This window comes from Verrucosispora sp. WMMC514, from assembly GCF_027497295.1.
Taxonomy (GTDB): Bacteria; Actinomycetota; Actinomycetes; order Mycobacteriales; family Micromonosporaceae; genus Micromonospora; species Micromonospora palythoicola.
Window position 1 is genome coordinate 3717944 of record NZ_CP114906.1, and the last position, 18218, is coordinate 3736161.

At 70.0% G+C, this 18218-nt stretch carries 19 protein-coding genes; 9 read left to right on the plus strand and 10 right to left on the minus strand.

Annotation, left to right across the window (positions count from 1 at the left end):
- The first annotated feature begins 285 nt into the window (after window positions 1–285).
- The 3 genes from O7597_RS17345 to O7597_RS17355 all read left to right on the plus strand — a co-directional run bounded on the left by O7597_RS17345 (window position 286) and on the right by O7597_RS17355 (window position 3763).
- On the plus strand, window positions 286–2610 hold the full coding sequence (locus tag O7597_RS17345) for an EAL domain-containing protein (RefSeq protein ID WP_281580151.1): 2325 nt from the start codon (window positions 286–288) through the stop codon (window positions 2608–2610).
- A gap of 38 nt (window positions 2611–2648) precedes the next feature.
- Window positions 2649–3407: a MerR family transcriptional regulator gene (locus O7597_RS17350; protein ID WP_269739679.1), complete on the plus strand. Its 759-nt coding sequence runs from the start codon at window positions 2649–2651 to the stop codon at window positions 3405–3407.
- Window positions 3408–3478: 71 nt separating this feature from the next.
- A complete protein-coding gene (locus O7597_RS17355) occupies window positions 3479–3763 on the plus strand; it encodes an antibiotic biosynthesis monooxygenase family protein (RefSeq protein WP_269739678.1) in 285 nt (94 codons plus the stop codon).
- Window positions 3764–3823: 60 nt separating this feature from the next.
- On the opposite strand, the gene O7597_RS17360 is transcribed toward O7597_RS17355, so the two are convergent.
- Window positions 3824–4591 (minus strand): hypothetical protein, encoded by a 768-nt coding sequence (locus tag O7597_RS17360; RefSeq protein WP_269739677.1) that lies wholly within the window; start codon window positions 4589–4591, stop codon window positions 3824–3826.
- A 423-nt stretch (window positions 4592–5014) separates the two neighbouring features.
- Here O7597_RS17360 and O7597_RS17365 point away from each other — a divergent pair, with 423 nt between their 5' ends.
- Window positions 5015–6142, plus strand: coding sequence for a hypothetical protein (locus tag O7597_RS17365; protein WP_281580152.1), 1128 nt, complete (start codon window positions 5015–5017; stop codon window positions 6140–6142).
- A 193-nt stretch (window positions 6143–6335) separates the two neighbouring features.
- On the opposite strand, the gene O7597_RS17370 is transcribed toward O7597_RS17365, so the two are convergent.
- Complete coding sequence (locus O7597_RS17370) at window positions 6336–6695, minus strand: helix-turn-helix domain-containing protein (protein WP_269739675.1); 360 nt, start codon at window positions 6693–6695, stop codon at window positions 6336–6338.
- 146 nt (window positions 6696–6841) lie between these two features.
- On the opposite strand from O7597_RS17370, the gene O7597_RS17375 reads away from it, so the two are divergent.
- On the plus strand, window positions 6842–7741 hold the full coding sequence (locus O7597_RS17375; protein WP_281580153.1) for an NAD(P)-binding domain-containing protein: 900 nt from the start codon (window positions 6842–6844) through the stop codon (window positions 7739–7741).
- 94 nt (window positions 7742–7835) lie between these two features.
- Here O7597_RS17375 and O7597_RS17380 read toward each other — a convergent pair whose 3' ends face one another.
- The gene (locus O7597_RS17380) at window positions 7836–8279 is read right to left on the minus strand and encodes a MarR family transcriptional regulator (protein ID WP_281580154.1); all 444 of its coding nucleotides are present in this window, start codon (window positions 8277–8279) and stop codon (window positions 7836–7838) included.
- 106 nt (window positions 8280–8385) lie between these two features.
- Between O7597_RS17380 and O7597_RS17385 the strand changes: the two genes are divergently transcribed.
- Window positions 8386–9636: a multidrug effflux MFS transporter gene (locus tag O7597_RS17385; protein ID WP_281580155.1), complete on the plus strand. Its 1251-nt coding sequence runs from the start codon at window positions 8386–8388 to the stop codon at window positions 9634–9636.
- Between the two features lie 115 nt (window positions 9637–9751).
- Here the strand turns inward: O7597_RS17385 and O7597_RS17390 are convergent, their stop codons facing one another.
- The 7 genes from O7597_RS17390 to O7597_RS17420 form a co-directional block, all read right to left on the minus strand.
- Complete coding sequence (locus O7597_RS17390) at window positions 9752–10186, minus strand: VOC family protein (protein ID WP_269739671.1); 435 nt, start codon at window positions 10184–10186, stop codon at window positions 9752–9754.
- Window positions 10187–10215: 29 nt separating this feature from the next.
- Entirely contained in the window at window positions 10216–10569 is a 354-nt protein-coding gene (locus O7597_RS17395; RefSeq protein ID WP_269739670.1) for a nitroreductase/quinone reductase family protein, read from the minus strand.
- A gap of 148 nt (window positions 10570–10717) precedes the next feature.
- Window positions 10718–12934 (minus strand): choice-of-anchor J domain-containing protein, encoded by a 2217-nt coding sequence (locus tag O7597_RS17400; RefSeq protein WP_281580156.1) that lies wholly within the window; start codon window positions 12932–12934, stop codon window positions 10718–10720.
- 241 nt (window positions 12935–13175) lie between these two features.
- Window positions 13176–13604 carry a hypothetical protein gene (locus tag O7597_RS17405; RefSeq protein WP_281580157.1) on the minus strand — a complete coding sequence of 143 codons (429 nt, stop codon included), beginning with the start codon at window positions 13602–13604 and terminating at the stop codon, window positions 13176–13178.
- Window positions 13594–13785, minus strand: a complete 192-nt coding sequence (locus O7597_RS17410) for a helix-turn-helix transcriptional regulator (RefSeq protein ID WP_269739667.1) — start codon at window positions 13783–13785, stop codon at window positions 13594–13596. The genes O7597_RS17405 and O7597_RS17410 overlap by 11 nt, the downstream gene beginning before the upstream one ends.
- Before the next feature lie 451 nt (window positions 13786–14236).
- Window positions 14237–15316, minus strand: coding sequence for a macro domain-containing protein (locus O7597_RS17415; protein ID WP_281580158.1), 1080 nt, complete (start codon window positions 15314–15316; stop codon window positions 14237–14239).
- Window positions 15316–15999, minus strand: a complete 684-nt coding sequence (locus O7597_RS17420; protein ID WP_281580159.1) for a DUF4433 domain-containing protein — start codon at window positions 15997–15999, stop codon at window positions 15316–15318. Before O7597_RS17420 ends, O7597_RS17415 begins: the two co-directional genes overlap by 1 nt.
- 352 nt (window positions 16000–16351) lie before the next feature.
- Here O7597_RS17420 and O7597_RS17425 point away from each other — a divergent pair, with 352 nt between their 5' ends.
- The 3 genes from O7597_RS17425 to O7597_RS31775 are packed head-to-tail and all read left to right on the plus strand — an operon-like array spanning window position 16352 to window position 18207.
- Entirely contained in the window at window positions 16352–17146 is a 795-nt protein-coding gene (locus O7597_RS17425; RefSeq protein ID WP_281580160.1) for a hypothetical protein, read from the plus strand.
- Window positions 17147–17186: 40 nt separating this feature from the next.
- Complete coding sequence (locus tag O7597_RS17430; RefSeq protein WP_281580161.1) at window positions 17187–17873, plus strand: hypothetical protein; 687 nt, start codon at window positions 17187–17189, stop codon at window positions 17871–17873.
- Entirely contained in the window at window positions 17866–18207 is a 342-nt protein-coding gene (locus O7597_RS31775) for a hypothetical protein (protein ID WP_348650757.1), read from the plus strand. Before O7597_RS17430 ends, O7597_RS31775 begins: the two co-directional genes overlap by 8 nt.
- Window positions 18208–18218: the final 11 nt, after the last annotated feature.

Sequence of the window (18218 nt, forward strand, 5' to 3'; positions counted from 1 at the left end):
GCATTGCGGTGGGACGGGGTCGGCGGGGTGCAGCGGGAGGCCCGGCCTGGGGGCGTCGTCCCGTCGTCCCGTCGGTGCGGGTGCGACCGGCGCGACAGGGCGCCACGGGGCGACCGCGAGGGGGGTCGCTGCCCGCGTCGCCGCGTGCCGGAGCCGTCAGGTCGGGTACTTGCATGCTGGTGGATCTGGCGGGGTGGCGGCGGGCGTGGCTAGGCTTTCGGGGTTTGCCAGGGCCGGACCTCACCGTCGAGGGTGTACGCACGAGAGAGAGCCGGAGCGATCGCTGTGTCGCGGAAGGACGTCGAGCGGGCCGCCGCGCGCTCGCCCGGAACGGACCGGGTGGGCCGGGTGGGGCTGGTCGGTGCCGGTGTCGTCGTCGCGGTCGAGGCGCTGTGGCTGATGCTCGGGCTGCCCGACGGCGCGTTGGTCAGCGATCTGGGTGCGCTCACTGTGGCGGGCTGGGCCGCTATCGCCTGCGCCGCGGCGTCCCGCCGGCATCCGACGGTACGCCGGTTCTGGCTGCTGCTGGCCGCCACGATGGCGATGTCGCTGGCCGGACGGGCACTGTGGACATCACAGCGGCTGCTCGGTGAGAGCCTGCCGCACACCCTGCCCATTGGGTTGATCTTCGCGGCCAGCCTGGTCACCGGCACGGCGGCGTTGTTCTGCTCGGTCACCGCGCCGCGTACCCGGGTGGGTCGGGCGCGGACCCTGCTCGACGGGGTGATCGTCGGGCTGGCGCTGATCCCGATCGGCTGGCTGTTGATCTTCCGCAACGTCAGCCTGGCCGACCTGGACGAGCCACTGCGGACGGCCGGCCTGCTGTACCCGATGTTCGACCTGGTGCAGCTGACCATTCTGATCGCGGTGGTCGGTCCGAGCCGGCCGGTGTGGCGGCCGTTGGCGCTGCTCGGCGCGAGCCTCACGGTCCGGGCGGTGGCCGACACGGTGTACGTGTCGTGGGTGGCCGCCGGCACCTACCAGCCCGGCACTCCGATCGACGTGCTCTGGCCGTTGAGCTACCTGCTGATCGTGGCGGCGACCCGGATGCCCCCGCCCCGGGACCACGGCACCGACGAGGAGGCCGGCGAGGCGCCGTTGCCGCCGTGGTGGCGGGTGGTGCTGCCCTACCTGCCGGTGGGCGGGGCGATCGTGGCGACCATGCTGGCCCGCGACGCCAGCGGCCACACCCCGTTGCCGATCTTCCTGGCGGTGATGGCGTTGCTGGCCACGCTCGCGCTGCGGCAGGGGCTGGCGGCCAACGAGAACCTGCGCCTGGTGATGCAGCTACGCAAGCTCGCCTACGTCGACCAGCTCACCGGGCTGCCGAACCGGCTGGCCTTCACCCGGCGGCTGCGTGGTGCGCTGCGCGGCACCAACCGGGTCGCCGTGCTGTTGTTGGACCTGGACGGGTTCAAGCAGGTGAACGACCGGTTCGGGCACACCACCGGCGACACGCTGCTGTCCGGTCTGTCCCGCCGGATGCGCCGGGCGGTCGGTGACGACGGACTGATCGCCCGGATCGGTGGGGACGAGTTCGCGGTGCTGGTCACCGACGGGCGACCGTTGGCGCCGGAGCGGCTGGCCGAGCGGCTGCTGAGGGCGCTGCAACCGTCTCCGGGAGAGGAACTGGTCGGGGTGCATCCGTCGGCGAGCATCGGCATCGCCGAGTACGGGCCGCAGCACATCTCCCACACGGATCTGCTGCGCGACGCCGACATCGCCATGTACGCGGCGAAGGCGGCCGGTAAGTCCGCGTACCGGCGGTGCACGCAGGGGCTGCGGGAGTCGGCGGTGAGCCGGGCCGAGCTGATCGCCGACCTGCGGCGGGCCGTCGACGAGGAGCAACTGCACCTGGAGTTCCAACCGATCGTGGACCTGGCCACCGGGGCGGTACGCAGCGCGGAGGCGCTGGTGCGGTGGCGTCACCCCCGGCTGGGCGTGCTCAGCCCGGCCCGCTTCCTGCCGCTGGCCGAGGAGACCGGGCTGATCCTGCCGATCGACAGATGGGTCATCCACGAGGCGTGCCGGGCGGCGGCCACCTGGCAGGAGACCGTGCCGTCCGCGACGGTGGCGGTGAACATCGCGGCGTCGCACCTGCGCCGGCCCGACCTGATCGCCACGGTCACCGAGGCCACCGCGGGTGCCGGGCTGGCACCCCGGGCGCTGACCCTGGAGCTGACCGAGTCGGCGCTGATCGAGGGCAGCGAGGCGGTGCTGGACCGGCTGGGGCAGCTACGCGAGCTGGGCATCCGGATCGCCATCGACGACTTCGGCACCGGGTACTCGTCGCTGAGTTACCTGCATCGGATCCCGGCGACCGAGTTGAAGATCGACCGTTCGTTCGTGGCCCGGATCCCCGAGGACACCCGGGCGTACGCGACGGTGGAGATGGTGACCCGGCTGGCCGGCGCGTTCGACCTGGGCGTGGTGGCCGAGGGGGTGGAGACCGAGCGGCAGCACGAGGCGGTGGCCGCGATCGGCTGCGCGCAGGGACAGGGCTACCGCTACGGCCGGCCGGCTGGCCTGGCCGAGCTGCGTACGGTCCTGGTGAACTGCGACCCGCCAGGTGTGTCCGGCGTCGCAGAATCGGGCTTGACCCTCACCTAACGGCAGGCGGGACCGTGGTACCCGGAAAGGGGGGAGCCATGGCCCACACGGTTGGTCAGGTGGCGAAGCTCGCCGGCGTGACGGTCCGGACGCTGCACCACTACGACGAGATCGGACTGCTGACGCCGAGCGGGCGCAGCGGCTCGGGATACCGCCGTTACTCCGCGGCGGATCTGGAGCGGTTGCAGCTGATCCGGTACTACCGCGAGCTGGGGTTCCCGTTGGACGAGATCGCCGTGATCCTCGACGACCCGGCGAGCGGCCCGGGAGCGCACCTGCGTCGCCAGCACGAGCTGCTGACGGTGCGGATCAAGCGCCTGCAGGAGATGGTCGCGGCGATCGAATTCGCGATGGAGGCGAGCAAGATGAACATCCAACTGACCCCGCAGGAGCGGTTCGAGGTCTTCGGCGACTTCGACCCGGACGCGCACGCCGAGGAGGCGGAGCAGCGGTGGGGCGGCACCGAGGCGTACCGGGAGTCGAACCGGCGGACGTCGAGCTACCGCAAGGAGGACTGGCAGCGGCTCAAGGCCGAGACCGAGGACTGGGGGCGGCGGATCGTGGCGCTGATGGACTCGGGCGCACCGGCCGACGCGCCGGCGGCCATGGAGCTGGCCGAGGAACACCGGCAGCAGATCAGCCGGTGGTTCTACGAGTGCTCGTACGAGATCCACACCGGGCTGGCCGACCTGTATCTGGCCGACGAACGCTTCACCGCCCACTATGAGGCGATGGCTCCCGGGCTGACGGAGTACCTGGCCGAGGCGATCCACGCCAACGCGATCACCCGTGCCTGATCGGGCGTGCGGACGATGGCGGATCGGGAGAGTATGACTGGCGTCCGCTCTCCCGATCTTCGGAGGTTGCCTTGCTGATCGTCGCCGGCACGCTACAGGTCGACCCCGCTGGGCGGGACGCCTACCTCGCCACCTGCGCGGAGATCGTCCGCCAGGCGCGCGAGGCACCCGGTTGCCTTGGTTTCGCCATCAGTCCCGACCTGGTGGAACCGGGTCGGATCAACGTCTACGAGCGGTGGGAGTCCGAGGAGCAGATGCTCGACTTCCGTGGCTCCGGCCCGGAGCCGGAGCAGCGGGTGGCGATCGTCGAGGCCGAGGTCCACAAGTTCCTGGTCAGCGCGGTCGAATCACCGTGATCGCCCGTCGAGGTGGGCGCGGGGCGGGACGGGTCGGGGAGAACCCGCCCGGCCCCGCGGTCAGCGGCCGGGGGTGCGGGGCGTCGCGGCCGGAACGCTCCCGGCAGGCAAACCGGGAACGGTCACGGTCGGGACGCCACCGGGCCGCTTTGTGATGGCCGCGTCGGGGCGGCTGGTCCGGGTGGTGCCACGCGGGTTCGGGGTGGGGCGGGTGGTCGGCCGCCCGGCACCGCCCGGTGCGCCCGTGGGGCGAGCGCGGTCCTTCGACGCGGCGTCGGCGCAGTACTCGTCGACCTGTCCGGCACCGCCGGCCGCCTCGACCAGTTCGGCGAAGGCCGGGTTCTCCGACGCCTTGCCCGGGTTGGCGGCCCCGGCCGCGTACGCCTGGCACAGGCCCGTCAGCGAGGGCGACGGACTGTCGCCCACGCCGGCCCGGTCAGCCGGTCCGGCCGGGAGCGACGGGGTGGCGGTAGGTGCTGCCGGAGCGTGGGTCGCCGGGCGGGTCGTCGGGTCGACCACCGGGTCGGGTAGCGCGCCGGTACCGGCGGCCAGTGCCACGCCACCGAGCCCGGTGGCGGCGACGACGGTCGCGGCCTTGACGGTGAGCAGCTTCGCCAGCGTGCTCCTGAGCATCGATTCTCTCCGTGGTCGAGATTCGGGGGCGAGATCAGCGGCAGCCCGGAACGCGGCCACCGCCAGATGCTCCCCAGCCATCTCGTCGGGTCGTGCCGGCCCGCGTGCCGCGCGTAGCGGGGCGGCGAGCGGACCGGCCTGGCTCAGGGCGACCGGGTCGGCGTCCAGCAGCCGATCCGCGGTCTTCCTGTCCATGCGGCGAGGTGACGGTCTGCTCATCTCGTCTTCCCTGGCGTCGTTCCGGATCATTTGCGTCACTCACCCGCCGCGAGTCGACGCATCGTGGGCGTGGGCGGGCGTAATCCCGGCGACCTGACCGCCGCTTCCGGTATCGCCAGCACCTCGTCACCAGATTCGCCATCACGTGCCACCGCCACGGGCGGCAGCCATCTCGTCTGCCCGTACGACTGATTGGCGTACCGGTGGCCAGTTGCGTCACAGCCCACCGGAGGGAAGGCGAACGGCGCAGGGTAAACCACCATCTCGTCCGTTTTGCTGCACCGATCGGCTAATTCGACCGCTTATGGCCGTGTCCAGGGTGGTGCCCGCAGCCGTTAACACTGTGACACCCCATCTGGTGGCCTGCGGTTGGTGGCATGCACGGCGAAGGAGTTCGGCGTGGCGAGGACTGATTCGACGGGTTCGACATGGCGGTACCGGTGGGCGCGCCGGCAGAACGAGCGCCGGCTGCGGCTGTTCCGCAGCGCCGAGGGAGGCTGGCGGCGGCGCGACGACGAACTGCGCCGCCTGCGTACGCTCGCCGAGCAGTGTCAGGGCTCGGCCACGGCCGGCGACGGCCTGCCGCTCGAACTGGCCCCCGACGAGGTCGTACTCCGGGTGGTGCCGGCCGCCCAACTGGTGGAGATGCGGCACAACGCCGTGCTACCCGCCCCCGACCTGACCGTGGGCACGCCCACCGGTCGGCTGCGCCGGCGCCTGCCCGACGGGGTACGGATCACCGACGCCGGCATGGCGGTGATCACCAACCGGCGGCTGGTGCTGCTCGGTGGGCGCGGCCGGCGCGACTGGGCGTACGGCCGGATGACCGGTCTGGCCCACGACCCGCACGCCTCGGTCACCCTGATCCAGGTGCTGGACCGGCGGCGGACCTCCGGCGTGCTGCTGCGCCCCGACGTGGCGGCCGAGTTCCGCTTCGTGCTCACCCTGGCCTTCGCCGACGCCATCGAGCAGCGCCAGGCGGTCATCGACCAGCTCGACGACCTGATCGACGAGCACACCCGGTTGCGCCCGTCCCGCCCCGGCATCGCCACCCCCGGGCAGGCGCGACTGTCGGCCCTCATCCCCGGCGGCCGGCGTACCGCGGTGGTCGCCGCCGCGCTCGCCGTGATGGTGCCGGTGGCCCTGGCCAACTCCGGCCCGTCCGACCCGACCAGCACCGAGACCGCGGTGGCCGCCCCCGGAGCGCCGGCCGCGACCGGCACCGCGACGACCCCGCGCGCCACCGGCTCCGCGCCGGCACCGCGCGCCACCGACTCCGCCAAGGCCAGCCCGAAACCCGAGCGGCGCTGCGGCGCCCCCAAGAACCCGATGGGGTACGACTTCTGCGGCGGGAAACGGGTCCGCGAACCCGCCCGCGAGGTGTGCGACCACTTCGACTGCGTGCCCGGCTTCTGGGAGGGACGCGGCTACCTGGTGCAGTGCGAGAACGGCAAGGTCAGCCTGGCCGGCGGCAGCCCCCGGGCCTGCGGCCTGCACGGCGGCGTCCGCCGCACCATCACGACCTGACCCACCCGCCCACCACCCGGTACCCCTCCGCGCAACGTTGGCAACGCCAGTGAGACCGCACTATCCCCGAAGGTGCTGGGTGGTGCCGGGTGCGAGGTCGCAGTATCCCCGAAGTTGCTCACGGGCTGCGGGGTGAGGGTGCAGTTTCCCCGAAGGTGCTGGGTGACGTGCGGCGGCGGGCGACGGGGCACGGTCAGGAAGAGACGGTGGCAGCCTCGGCGGCCAGCCGTTCGGCGCGACGCTGCCCCCACTCGCCCAGCGGGCCGAGCGCCTCGTTCAGTGACCGTCCGTGCTCGGTGAGGGAGTACTCCACTTTGGGCGGGACCTCGCGGTAGACCTCGCGGTGAACCAGGCCGTCCTGCTCCATCTCCCGTAGGTGCTGGATGAGCATCTTTTCGCTGACTCCGGGCAAGCCCCGTTTCAGCTCGCCGAACCGTCGGGTGCCGTAGTTGTCCAACTCCCACAGGATCAGCGACTTCCATTTTCCGGACACCACGTCCATCGCCGCGTCGATCCCGCAGATGTACGGGCCGCACCTCTCACTTGATGCCATGGATCTGCCCTCCCGCTGATCGACCCCTCAATGCTTACCTGGAGGTAAGTATTGAACAAAATAGTGGGTACTTGTCATGCGGTTTGTGGTCGCCAACCCTGGTGATGCCGGCCAGCACGGGGCAGGGCGGCACTGAGGAGTGTCCGATGAGTGGAAACAGCGATCTCCGGCCGGTCACCGTCATCGGTCTCGGGCCGATGGGGCAGGCGATGGCCGCCGCCCTGCTGCGCGCCGGACATCCGGTCACGCTGTGGAACCGCACGCCGAGCCGGGCCGACGCCCTGGTCGCCGGGGGCGCCACCCTCGCGCCGACGCCCGCCGCCGCCGTGGCCGCCAGCGAACTGACAATCCTCAGCCTCACCGACTACCCGGCGATGTACGACATCCTCGGTCCGGTGGCCAGCCAGCCCGGGGCACTGACCGGGCGCACCCTGGTCAACCTCAGCTCCGACACCCCCGACACCTCCCGGCAGGCAGCCGAGTGGGCGGCCGGACACGGCGCGCGTCTCGTGACCGGAGGGGTGATGGTGCCGGCCCCCATGGTCGGCACCGCCGAGGCGTACGTCTTCTACAGCGGAGCCGGCGAGGCGTTCCACCACAACGAACCGGTGCTGCGGATCATCGGAGAGCCGAGGTACCTGGGGGCCGATCCAGGGCTGGCCCAACTCTTCTACCAGGCTCACCTCGACGTCTTCCTGACCTGCCTGTCGAGCCTGCTGCACGCCACCGCACTCGTCACGACGGCGGGCGTGCCTCCGGCGGAGTTCCTGCCCGGCGCGCTCACCACCCTCACCGACATCCCGGCGATGATCGGCGACGGGCTGGAGCTGGCGCGGGCACTTGAAGCCGGCGAGCACCCGGGTGAGCTGAGCACGGCACTGATGATGGGCGCCACGGCGGAGCACATCCTGCGGACCAGCGAAGCGCTGGGTGTCGACGTCGAGCTGCCGAAGGCGGTCAGGTCGCACTACGAGCGGGCGGTGGCGGCCGGCCACGGCGACCAGGACTGGACCGCCCTGTACGAGGTGATCCGGGCCCGGGGTTGACGGGTGCCCTATTTCTCCGGCTGCCCTCCCGTCGCTCACCTCGACCGTCCGCCACCCACCCGGCCCGTCGTGGCGGGGTGACGCCTGGCGTCGCTCAGGGCAGCTCGGCGGCGCGGTCGGCCAGGCGGGACAGGGCGGGCACGGCGGCGTGCAGCCGCTCCCGGTCGGTCGCGTCGAGGTCGGCCAGGGCGGCGGCGAGCAGTTCGCGGCGGTACCGCCCGTAGGCGGCGATGCGCCCGTACGCCACCTCGGTCAACGCCAACCGGACGGTACGCCGGTCGGCCGGATCCCGGTCCCGGTGCAGCAGGCCGGCGGTGGTCAGCTCGCCGACCAGGGTGCTCACCGTGTTCGCGGCGGTGCCCAGCCGCGCGGCGGCCTCCCGGACGCTGATCCCGGGCTGGCGCTGCACCAGCCGCAGCACCTCGACCTGCGCGTCCGGCAGGGCGGCCCGGCCGGTCCGCTGCAGGGCCCGACGGCGGAGCACCCGATGCAGGTCGCTGAGGGCGCTGCCGAGCTGGTCGAGCGTCTCGTCGGTCACAGTGCCGCCCCTTCACGCTGCAACACCTCTGTAGGCAGAGCTATCGTAGCCGGACGCCCCCGGCAGCCGGCCACGCCGTGGTGGCGCCGACCGCCGAGGGGAACCGATGCCGCAGACCGACGTGCCCGTACGCCCGCCGGAGCGGATCACCCCACCCACCGGCCGCGCCGCGCTCGGGCTGCTGGTGCTGCTCGGCTCGCTCACCGCGATCGGCCCGCTGTCGCTGGACACCTACCTGCCGGCGTTTCCCGGGATGACCCGCGACCTGGCCGCCAGCCAGGCACAGATCCAGCTCTCCCTGACCACCTGCCTGATCGGCATGGCGCTGGGTCAACTCGTCACCGGCCCGCTCAGCGACCGCTGGGGCCGGCGCCGCCCGGTGCTGGTCGGCGTCGCCGCGTACACCCTGTTGTCGCTGGTCTGCGCCCTCGCGCCGACGGCGGAGACGCTCGCGGTGGCCCGCTTCGCACAGGGTTTCGCCGGTGGCATGGGCACGGTCGTCGCCCGGGCGGTGGTGCGTGACCTGTACTCCGGCCGGGCCGCCGCCAAGTACTTCTCCCGACTCGTCCTGATCTTCGGCATCGCGCCGATGGTCGCTCCCGCCCTCGGCAGCCTGGTGCTCAACGTCGGCAACTGGCGCACCATCTTCGTCGCCCTCGCCCTGGTCGGAGCCCTGCTGGCCACCGCCGTCGCGCTGCGGCTGCCGGAGACCCTGCCCACCACCCGACGCAACGCCGGTGGCCTGGCCGCTACCGCCGCCGCCGGCCGCACCCTGCTCACCGACCGCGTCTACCTCGGGTACGCGCTGACCCAGGGCCTCGCCTTCGCCGGCCTGTTCGCCTACCTCTCCGGTTCGTCGTTCGTCCTCCAGGACGTGTTCGGCCTCTCCGCCGGCACGTTCAGTCTGGTCTTCGGCGCCAACGCCCTCGCCTTCGTCGCCGTCGGTCAGCTCAACGCCCGCCTGCTGGACCGCCACGACCCGCGTCCGCTGCTGGCCAGCGGGCTCGGCATCGGCCTGCTCGCCGCCCTCGGCGTGCTCTCCGGGGCACTGCTGAACAGCCTGCCAGTGGTCATCGCCGCGCTCTTCGTCTTCCTCGGCTCGCTCGGCCTGGTGATGCCCAACGGGACCGCCCTCGCCCTGGACCGGCACGCCTCCCGCGCCGGCACCGCAGCGGCGCTGCTCGGCGGCATCCAGGCCGTGGTCGCGGCAAGCGCCGCCCCGCTCGTCGGGCTCGGCGGCGAGGGCAGCGCACTCCCGATGGCCGTGGTGCTCAGCGCCGCGGCCGCCGCGTCCCTGCTGATGCTGCTGACCCTCGCCCGCCCCGCCCGCCAGGCAGACACGAATATCTCACCGTGACATGTTGGTCTGAACACGTATGGTCCCCTGGCGGCTGTGATGCCCAGCCGGCCCAGCGGGCTGTCCCGGCGGGCTCTCCAGGACGTCGGCCCGCGTCGGCCGCAGCGGAGGCGGGTCAGGCTGCGCCGAAGTCGGGGACGGTGATGGTGCCGTCCGCGGCGATCGGGAAGCCCGGATTCCAGGCGATCTCCCAGAGGTGGCCGTCCGGGTCGGTGAAGTAGCCGGCGTACCCGCCGTAGGAGGTGTCGCGGGCCGGTTGGGTGACCACGGCCCCAGCCCGGGCGGCGGCGGCCATCAGCTGATCCACCTCGGCGCGCTCGCGTACGTTGTGGGCCAGCGCGACCCCGGTGAACCCGCCCGCGCCCCGGTCTTCGACACCGGCGTCCCCGGCCAGCGACTGGCGCGACCACAGCACCACGGCGAGCCCGCCGGCCTGGAAGAACACGGTCTGCTCGACCTCCTGGCCCTGCCAGCCGAGCTGCCGGTAGAAGTCGCGGGACCGGGCCAGGTCGGTCACGCCGAGCGTGATCAGACTGAGTCGCTGCTCCATCGCAGCAAGGTAACCCGGATCTGCGACGGCTACCCGAGGGGAACCTGGACGGCGACGTCGTGTCTCGGATAGAGCGAGGCGATCTCGTCGGCGCCGTACTTGTCGCGGAACATCGCCACGACGTGGTCGACCCGATCGGCCTCGGTGATCGGGGTGGCGCTCGAACTCAACGCGGTGCCGTTGACCGCCAACTGGACCATCGGGGTCTGCCGGACGTTCTTGTACCACTGACTGTCCGAGCCGGTCACCGGCACCAGGAACACGTTGTCGTCCTCCTGCACGAACCACACCGGATGGGTGATCTGCCGCCCGCTCCTGCGGCCGGTCACGGTCAGCTCGACTTCGCGTACGCCATCAAGCGCGTCACCTATCGCGTTGGTCATGGTTTCCCCCGCTGCTCGCCCACGACGTTGCCTATGCTCGTCAGGCTAGGGACCGACCCCGCTGCGCGGCGCCGGATCCGGCAGCTTCGCCGGGGAAACAGAGAACTCCCGGTGCCGCGCCGGGCGGCACCGGGAGTTCCTGCTCAGGTCAGCTCAGCGGAGCGCCGCCGGGCTGCGCCACGTTGTTCACCGTGAGGGTGTACGGGGCGTACTGCGTGACCTGCTCGGTCGGCTCGTCGTAGGCGACGATCGCGACCACCTTCGGGAAGGCGGACAGCAGCGCCGTCTGGATCAGACCGAGGGTGAAGTTCGACTTGCCGTCGACCTCCACCTGGTAGGCCAGCTTGAGCTTCTCGTTGATGCCGACGAAGCGGACGTTCCAGTTCGCCACCGGCGTCGGGTTGATCTCCGACGGCGAGTCGAACGGCTCCAGGCTCGAACCGTCGCTGACCAGCGTGCCGCCGACCGCGATGTCGTCGATCAGCAGACCGCCCTCGTTGACCCCGCCGTCGCTGACGTACCGGAAGCTGACCAGCACGTCCTGCCCGGCGTACGCGGACAGGTCGAACGAGTGCGGCTGGAAGCCGTCGGTGGTGCCGTTCAGCGCCGGGCCGAGCGGACCGGCGACCGTCTCCTCACCGGGGATGACGGTGTAGGTCTCGCCGCCGTCGGTGGAGACGCTCACGTAGCCGTAGTCGTAGCCGGCCTCGGCACCGTACTTCGCCAGGAAGGTCAGCGTCGGGTCGGCGGCCGGCACGGTCACCGGGGTGACCGCCGCGACGTCCAGGCTGTTGCCGTTGCCGGACCACAGCACCGGGTTGCCGCTGCGATCCGGGTCGTCGTTGACGATCTGCCAGGCCAGCGGGACCGGCGGCAGCGTCTTCGCGCCCTGGAACTTGATCGAACGCAGGTCGCCCAGGCCCAGCGGCTTGCCGTTGGCCTTCTGCAGGGTGACGTAGTCGGCGCCGTTGGGTGCCGCGCCGCCGGCCGCGTACGAGGCGGGGTTGGCCAGGTTCACGGTGGCGTCGAGGCTGGCCGTGGTGACCCGGCGCTTGTCCACCCCGAGCATGATGCCCAGCTTGGAGTTGCCGACGATCCGGTCCACCAGGTTCATCGTCTGGTAGTCGTGGATCACCTTGTACATGTCCTTGACGCCCTCGGCCTTCAACGCCGCCTCAAGGCTGGCGAAGCCCTGAAGCTCACCGTCGCGGTGCAGCCGTGAGATGAAGTCCAGGCCGTAGCGGTCGTACAGGAACAGCACGAACGAGTAGACGTTGCCGTAGTCGGCCAGCACTCCACTCGACGTGCTGCCCTCGTTCCACAGGTTTATCGAGTTCTCCGGGCCACCACAGTCCCGTGGATTCGTGTTGTAGTCCGTCTGGACGATGCCGAAGCCCTGGAAGCAGTAGATGTGGCTGTCCGTGCCCGGCTCGTCGACCCGGGCCGTGGCGTCGACGTACCCGGCGAGCGTCTGCACGAAGTCGGAGAGACCCTCGTTCAGCCAGGTCGTCTCGAACGGGTCGGTGTAGTAGTGCGCCAGGTGCTGCCACTCGTGGATGAACGTGCCCTCGTACAGCTGCGGGCGGGCCGGCCGGCTGGTGCACAGGTCGTCGGTCGGCTCGTTCGGCGGGTTCGCGCCGGTGCGGTGCGCCCAGTCGAACGCGTCGACCGTCATGATGTTGCGGTCGAGCAGCTCGTTGAAGAGCGAGAAGTGGAATCCGGCGATGTAGCTGGGGGCGGCCGGGAAGTCGTAGAAGTTGTCGTCGCGTACGTTGTCGACGAGCGTGACCGTCCGGTTGCCGGCACCGGTGAAGTCCCCGTCGATCTGCGCGTTGCTGCCGTCGCGGTCCGGCGGGGTGCTGAACGCGGCGGTCGACTTCGGGTACATGTTGGTGTCGAACTCGTTGACCAGGTTCGCGACCTGCTCGTCGGTGACCACCGTGGAGTTCGGGATCTGCCGGCGGCAGTCACCCTCGGGGAACTCCGTGTCGTTGGCGACCCACACCTCGATGTTGTCGCCCACGCCGCGCAGCGTGTAGTCCTTCAGGTAGATGATGCCCTGGTAGTCGTCAAGCGCCAGCCACTGCCGGACCGTGCCGACCGGCGGCGTGTCGGCCGCGGCGGCCTTCGACCGGGCCTGGGTACGCGGCTGGTACTGGGTCGGCGCCTCCAGACGCTGGCCGTTGAAGGTGAAGTCCTTGCGGGTCAGCTCACGGACGTCACTGGCGAGCCCGGTGGCCGGTGCCGGCACCGGCTTGACGGTCGCGGCCTCCGGGGTGGCCGAGGCGGCGGTCGGCTGGGCGATGACGAGTAACGGTAGGACGATGGCGCTGGCTGCTATCCCCGCGAAGCGGCGTCGTGCCACGAAACCTCCTCATAGGTGGAAGACCACCGGCCCGGGGTGGCCCAGGCACCGGTGGATCTACGCACGCTGATCGAGCGTCCCCGTATCCTGTGCACGTCGCTACCGATCAGGCAACCCTCTACCGCCATCGATCAGCAGGAACGATCTGCGTGGCAGCCTTTTGTGGAGATCCGAACCAATTATCGGGAGGTGCTTGATTCGCGCCGACCGGCGGTAGCGGTAGCTACGGGGATCAACCCGGTCAGCTTCGGCGGTTGATGACCGGGAAGGCGACGCCACCGACGCCGATCTGGGCAAAGAGCAGCATCGTGAGCACGATCAACGGCTCGGCACCGAGTGCGACGGCAATGGCCGATGCCGCGGTGAGCGGGAACGCGGCCAGGCCCAGCACGGCCAGGGCGCGGGTCAGCACGGCGTCGTCGCGTTCGTCACCCGTCTGCGTCCAGGCCCGCTCGAACGTCGTCGCGCGATCCGGTCGCTTGCTCAGCCGCCACGCCATCAGCAGGATGGCGAGCAACCCGATCGCCGCTCCCTGAAGGAACCCGGCGCCCATGTTGCCGGGGGCGTGCTCCCGCAGCCCCAGACCAATGGCGATCACCAGCGCCGTGAATGCCAGCAGAACAGCGACGAAGATCATCATGCGTGTCGTGTTGCGACCCTCAGTCGACATGGAAGATCTCCTCAACGTTGCGGTGGAAATGGCGAGCGATGGCGATGGCCAACGGCAGGGAAGGGTCGTAGCGACCGGTCTCGATCGAATTGATCGTCTGTCGGGAGACGTCGAGGACCTGTCCAAGCTCCCGCTGGGACAGGCCCGCAGCCTGCCGAAGCTCGCGAAGGTCGTTCCTCAACCAACACCCCCGGCGTCAAGTGACCTTGTCACGTAAAGGATGCTTGACGCCGGGAGGTGATGTCAAGCGTGCTTGTCAACGCCGGCGGGTCGGAATGCTCCGCCGACTACGCCGACTGCGGTGGGAGACCGTCTGGGTGCAACTACGGGGAAGGTGTCCCCTCGCCGCGGCGGGAGGCGACATCTTCCCCGTAGTTGAGGGTCACGGTTGCGCTGTCGCGGTTGCCGGAGGTTCTCGACGCGCTCGAGGTGCTCGCCCACCCCGCGCTGGTCAACGTTGCCACCGCGGGCATCCCCGACTTCCTGTCCCCCTGCAAGGCAGCTACCAACCCATCCTCGACGAGGAACTCGCGGCCTCGGCGGCGACCACCGGCGAGGACGTCCAGGGGCAGTTCTCTGCTCGTCGCGCTGCACGGCGTATTCGCGCAGGTGCCACTGCGAGAGACGGCGGATCAGGCAGGATTCAGCACAGGTAGGAGGCCGGCTGACTGAAGCCGGTCATAGGCCAGGTTGATGTGCGGGCCTGTGAAGAGGCGTGCCTTGCGGCCACTCCAACGGCGAACCCGTTCGGTCAACTCGGCGAGGTCGCTGGTTGGCGGAGTCAGCGTAGCCGCGTAATGGACGGTGGCCAGCAGCTCAAGGCTGTAAGGGGCCTCGAAGCCGTCGACCAGCCGGGAAAGTTGCTCCAAGGCGTCGGGCGGTGCCGAGCCCTGGGCCGCCCACCACCTTGCGACCGCTTCGGTGGCGTCGGCGGTGAGCCGGATCGGCTGGAGCTCCTCGACCCGTGCCGACCGGTCACCGAAGCCGGTCAGGTAGTGCCCTTCCATCCGGTCGAGGACGTGGTTGAGGTTTTCGGCGTACGGGCCGTATCGACCGCGAGCGAACTCCAAACGGAGCGGCTGCCCCAGGACCTGGAGGAAATAGGCGATCTTCTGGATTTCCAGGAGGGTGACACCGTCGCGGGGTTCGATGGCCCGTGCTCGTTGCAGGTAGCTGTCAATGGCCCGCAGCAGCGTGGCTCGCCCGGGGGTCAGCGAGGGCTTCTCGGTGGCTACCGGCATGTCGGCCGGATCCGGCGCTCCCTCCGGCGGGAAGAGCAGCACCCGCACATTGGGAAGCTCGGCGAAAGCCTGCTCGATAGCTGCCCGAACCTCGTCCCAGTCTAATCCACCGTTACCGCAGCCCAGAGCGGGAACCGCTAGCGATGTGATCTGCCGTTCGCGCACGATGCGGACGAGATCGGCAAGGCCGGCTCGGATGTCGGACAACTTCGAATTGGCCCGCCAGTGGCCCTTGGTGGGAAAATTGATCACGTATCTGCGGGGACCGAGGCGGGCTGAGTCGAACACGAACATCCGGCCCAGCCGGACCTTGTTCTTCGCGCATGCCGCTCGGTAGGCCGCGTAGTTGGCCGGGTAGGCGCGCTTGAACTGGAGAGCGATGCCCTTGCCCATCACTCCGACCGTGTTGACGGTGTTGACCAACGCGTCGGCCTCGGCGGTCAGTAGGTTGCCATGACTCAGGATGATCATCAACGCACCTCCCTCCGCTTGTACCCGTAGTACCAGTCCGGTATGACACGGACGTTAGGCTCGATCATGCCAGCGTCCCGAAGGACCTGCCTCACCTGTTCCTGTCGATCTGCCGTCCGTACGACGTAACCGACGAGCAGGCGGAGTGGAAACTCACGATGCACCAGGAACTCGGCCGCTCGTCGGCGCATCCGGTCCATGTCTTCGGGGATGTTTCGCCAGATCTCCGCCTTCAACAGAGACCAGTCGACGAGAGCCGCCAGCTCATCTACCTCGGTCGAGAAGGTGGTGAGCCCGACGGCGCAGTTGCCGTCACTCGCCACCCACCGGAGGCCGGCAGCATGAACCCGCTCGACCGTGCTCACCAGGTAGACGAGCGGGTCGTCCCCTCCCGGGTAGCAGCCCGGCTTCCCGTCCCGATGGTCGCACGCAATCCGGTACATCATGGGGGAACGTGGGGCGAAGTAGAACGGCACGTAGTCGGCGACGAAGCCGCCCGGTGGGCAGGGGACCGGTCGATGCCGTCGGCGAGCCTTGATCTCCACGGCGCCTACGTCGGTCGCCAACTGCGGGCCCACGCTGCTGTCCGAGAAGAGCCGGCCGGCCTTCAGGATGCGCGGCAGGTTGTCGACGTGCGTGAAATGCGTGATCAGGGTCGGCTTCGGTCGGCCGACAATTCCCACGTCTGTCCTAAGGGGGTAGATGAGTGCGGAGTCGAAACCCTAGCCAGCGAGCCGGGACTTCGCATCCACTCAAGCGCCTGCCAGGCGTGCATTCAGGGCGAAATGAACCCCATGTCCGGCCGCCGAGGCACAGATTGTCGTATGCCGGACAGTTCTACTATCTCCGATCAACGGTGGCTGCCTCATCTGTTGCGTCGTGTCGGCCAAAAGATCGAAGACCTGATCGAGCAGAGGGTGGTCATCACCCGTCCGGGTCTCCCTTCCAAGTGCTCGGCGAAGTAATGTTCCGCTCGTCAACGAAATACGAATTGGGGCTTTACTGGAAAAGACTGGAACTTGTAGCATGTTCGGCATGGCGGAGCCCATTGACAACGTCGAACGTCGGATCGGCGCCCTGCGGGCTGCCGTCCGGCGGGCGGTGATGGCTGGCGATGACGCTCAGGCAACGGCCTTGCGTGCCGAGCTGCGGGCCGCCGAGCGCGACTGGGAGCAGGCCCTCGGTGTTCTGACCAAGCAAGCCGACGGGCAACTTGCCTCGGTCGAGTCGCCGCTGGTGTCACTGCGGGACCAGGTGCACCATGCCCTCACCCTGCTCTCCGCCCCAGCGGCACCGAAGCTGATCGCCGAGGTCCACAACGCCTTCCTTGGAGTCGCTGGCACCGTATTCGCCACCGGCAAGCTGACGCACCTGCGACGGGACGAGGAGCGGTCGTTCCGCACCGCACGGCACTCCCGGCCGTACTATCTCTGCTCGGCGTTGACCGCCGAGCACCTGACGCCCGTCCGGGGTCTGCTCGCTGTGTCGACATGGCCGCTGGAGCGGCGCATCGTCGGGCCGTTGAGCCCGCGGGTCGACTTCCTGACCGCCGCCATCCAGGTCGCGGAGCAGGCTGCCCGTCTCGCCGAGCAGACTCTCCCGGTGACACGCCTGCTCTGGCGCTTCGCCGCCAACATCCCCGGCGCCGCGGGCGGCCGCGAAACCAGTGACCCGCCCATCGTCATCAAGGCCGCAAGCGCCGAGTTGGAGATGCACGCCGACGCTGACCGCACGCAGCGAGCCGAGGCGGCCGAGCGGGCGCGAGTCCAGCTCGACGAGGCAGAACAGCTCTTCGGTAACCGGCTGCGGGTCCTCAAGGGGTCGGCATGAGCAGGGCGAAGTGCCGGTTTCCGTATCGGGAGCAGTCGTCGTGAGCCAGCAGACGCTGGAGGAGCAGATCGTCACTCGACTACGCGCACAGCCTGGCGGAATGACCGACGCAGAGCTGGCCATCGCGATCGGCAAGCTGCACCAGCAAATCAACCAGCGGTGCCGGCAGATGGAGTCGGTTGGCATCCTGACGCGGGACCGCAGCAGCGGCGTCATCGTCAACCGGCTCCGCAACCAGGATGCAGCTGGCCCCGTGGCGCAGCCGCGCGCAGTGCCGGACTCGGAACGCAGCTGGGACTGGGAGGGCAATGTGCAGGCGGTGCTGTGCCGGTGGCTTGAGGAGCAGGGCTGGCAGCTGCTCCAGGTGGCGGACACCGCAACCAAGCAACAGGGCACGGACGTCGTCGCGGAGCGGGCCGGGCAGCGCCTCCAGGTCGAGGTCAAGGGCTACCCGTCGAAGACGTACGCCGACCCGCGTCGGGCCGGCGAGGTTAAGCCGACGCCGCCGACGCTCCAGGCGAAACACTGGTACGCCGACGCTCTGCTGAAGGTGCTGCGGCTACGCGAGAAGCACAGTGGCGATCAGGTCGCGATGGCCTTTCCAGACGCGCCTCGCTATCGGTCGCTGCTAGTGGAGACGGCCGGCACTCTCCGGAACGTGCAGATCGATGTCTTCCTGGTGACGGAGGACGGCCAGATTGGGCTCTGGGAGGCGACCAATGGTTGATCTCCTGGTCCCGCCAGCGGCACGGCTGGTCGGCAGCGTCGACGGCTCAGGCGCGGCGTGGTCGGCGGCGGAGGAGGCCGAGCGAGTGGTCGCAGCGGTGCTGGCCGACCTGCACTCCGGCGAGCACCGCGGCGTCGTGGTCGACTCGCCGCCCGTCGTCGGCAAGTCCCTGGTCATCCGGGCGGCCATCGAGCTGGCTCGCGCAGGCGAGCCGTTGGTCGTCATCGCGCAGGTCGGCCGAGCCGGTCCACCTCAACGTCCCGGTCAAGTTCCCCGACTGCTGGGAAGCCGACCAGGCTGTGACAACGCTCTTGGCAGGTGCAGCAGTGGGTGACGTGAATCGGA